This is a genomic window from Mycobacterium sp. (genome assembly GCF_049802695.1).
Taxonomy (GTDB): Bacteria; Actinomycetota; Actinomycetes; order Mycobacteriales; family Mycobacteriaceae; genus Mycobacterium.
Genome location: NZ_JBARMY010000219.1, coordinates 1 through 2540 on the forward strand (window position 1 = coordinate 1; position 2540 = coordinate 2540).

The following is a 2540-nucleotide window of genomic DNA, read 5'->3' on the forward strand; positions in this document are numbered from 1 at the left end:
GCCGGGGCCCGGCCAGCAGCCGCCGCCCGCCAACCCCGCACCGGCGCCAGTGCAACCGGGTCCGCCGGATCCGCGCAAGGAACTCGCCGAGCGCATTGCCATCGAGAAGAAGTGGCGGCAGAGCACGAACCGCCAGCTTCAGTTCCTTGCCCTGCAATACGAGACGACTCGCTGCGGCGAGGACGACATCCTGGCCGGCAATGACGACCCGACGTTGCCGCTGGTGACTTGCTCCACCGACCAGAAGGCCGCCTACCTGCTCGCGCCGTCGATCATCAGCGGCGACCAGATCAAGGACGCCACGTCGGGGCTCGACCAGCGCAGTGGTGGCTACGTCGTCGACGTGCAGTTCAAGAGTGGGGCGGGCGACACCTGGGGTGACTTCACCGCCGCCCACGTCGGCACTCAGACCGCGTTCACCCTGGACTCCCAAGTGGTGAGTGCACCGCAGATCCGCGAGGCGATCCGCGGCGGCCGAACCCAGATCACCGGCGGTGACCCACCGTTCACCGCCAACTCGGCGCGCCAACTGGCCAACGTCTTGAAGTACGGGTCGTTGCCGCTGTCCTTCGAATCGTCGGAAGCTGAAACCGTCTCGGCGACATTGGGTTTGACGTCGCTGCGCGCTGGCCTGATCGCCGGCGCAATCGGCTTGGCTCTGGTCCTACTGTATTCGCTGCTGTACTACCGGGTGCTGGGACTGCTCACGGCGCTGTCGCTGCTGGCTTCCGGCGGAATGGTGTTCGCGCTGCTGGTGCTGTTGGGCCGCTACATCAATTACAGCCTGGATCTGGCCGGGATCGCAGGTTTGATCATCGGGATCGGCACCACTGCCGACTCGTTCGTGGTGTTCTTCGAACGCATCAAAGACGAGATCCGCGAAGGCCGGTCGTTCCGGTCGGCGGTGCCGCGGGGGTGGGTGCGGGCCCGCAAGACCATCATGTCGGGCAACGCCGTCACCTTCCTGGCCGCGGCAGTGCTGTACGTCCTGGCGATCGGGCAGGTAAAGGGCTTCGCCTTCACTTTGGGCCTGACGACGATCCTGGACCTCGTGGTCGTGTTCCTGGTGACCTGGCCGCTGATCTACCTGGCCTCCAAGTCGGCGCGGCTGGCCAAGCCGACCTACAACGGCCTCGGTGCGGTTCAGCAGGTTGCCCGCGAACGGCGGGCCTTGAATCAGGCAGGAGCCAGCACCGGGGCTCGTACTCCGGCCGGCTCGAAGACCCTCTCGACGGCCCAATCGACGGGACGGGGATAGCGAGATGGCCTCAGCGAAAACCAAGAGCGGCGCCGACGACGACGTGACCACCGGGGCGGTCGAACTGACCAAAGGCACCGCCGTCGACGACACCGACGCCGCGACCGACGCGCCGTTGCCGCGGCACAACTTCCTCTCCCGCCTCTACACCGGTACCGGCGCGTTCGAGGTGGTGGGCCGCCGGCGGCTGTGGTTCGGGATCAGCGGCGCGATCGTGGCGGTCGCGATCGCCAGCATCCTGCTGCGCGGGTTCACCTTCGGCATCGACTTCAAGGGCGGCACCGTGGTGTCAATGCCCGTCGCCGGCGGGAAAGGCACAGCTCAGGTCAGCCAGGTCGAAGAGGTGTTCCGGCAGTCGATCGGCGCCGACCCCGAGTCGGTGGTCATCGTCGGCAACGGCATTTCGGCGACTGTGCAGATCCGCTCCAAGACGCTGACCAACGACCAGACTGCCAAGCTCAGGAATGCAGTGTTCGACCGGTTCCAGCCCAAGGGACCCGACGGCAAACCCAGCAAGCAGGCGGTCAGCGACTCCGCGGTGTCGGAGACCTGGGGTGGCCAGATCACCAAGAAGGCGCTGATCGCGCTGGTGGTGTTCATCGTGCTGGTGGTGCTTTACATCACCGTGCGCTACGAGCGCTATATGGCAGTCTCCGCGTTGGCGGCGATGTTCTTCGACGTCAGCGTCACCGCCGGGGTGTACTCGCTGGTCGGCTTCGAGGTCACGCCGGCCACTGTGATCGGGTTGCTGACCATCCTCGGGTTCTCGCTGTACGACACCGTTATCGTGTTCGACAAGGTCGAAGAGAACACCCACGGCTTCCAGCACACCACCCGGCGCACGTTCGCCGAGCAGGCCAACCTGGCGATCAACCAGACCTTCATGCGCTCCATCAACACCAGCCTGATCTCGGTGCTGCCGGTGATCGCGCTGCTGGTGGTGGCGGTGTGGCTGCTTGGTGTGGGCACCTTGAAGGACCTGGCGCTGGTGCAGCTGATCGGCATCATCATCGGCACCTATTCGTCGATCTTCTTCGCCACGCCGTTGCTGGTCACCCTGCGGGAGCGGACCCAGCTGGTGGCGACGCACACCCGCCGGGTGCTTCGGCGGCGGTCGCCGGGCTCAGGGAAAACCTCCGCGAAGGATGCTGACACCGCGGCGCCGCCCGACGGTGCTGTTGGTGATGCCGGGGCACCGGCCGACGCCGAAGCGACGGCTCAGACGACCCGGGGCGCTGCCGTGCCGACCAGGGCGTCCAGGGCGTCGAATACGACAGCGCCC

Annotated in this window: 2 protein-coding genes; both read left to right on the forward strand. The window is 66.5% G+C overall.

The genetic code is table 11. The annotated features are described in order from the left end of the window. On the forward strand, positions 1-1258 hold a 1258-nt coding region (secD, locus tag WA317_RS08925), incomplete at its 5' end, for a protein translocase subunit SecD (protein WP_425172686.1). A 4-nt stretch (positions 1259-1262) separates the two neighbouring features. Beyond that, positions 1263-2540: protein translocase subunit SecF (gene secF / locus WA317_RS08930; protein ID WP_425172687.1), on the forward strand; the 1278-nt coding region annotated here is incomplete at its 3' end.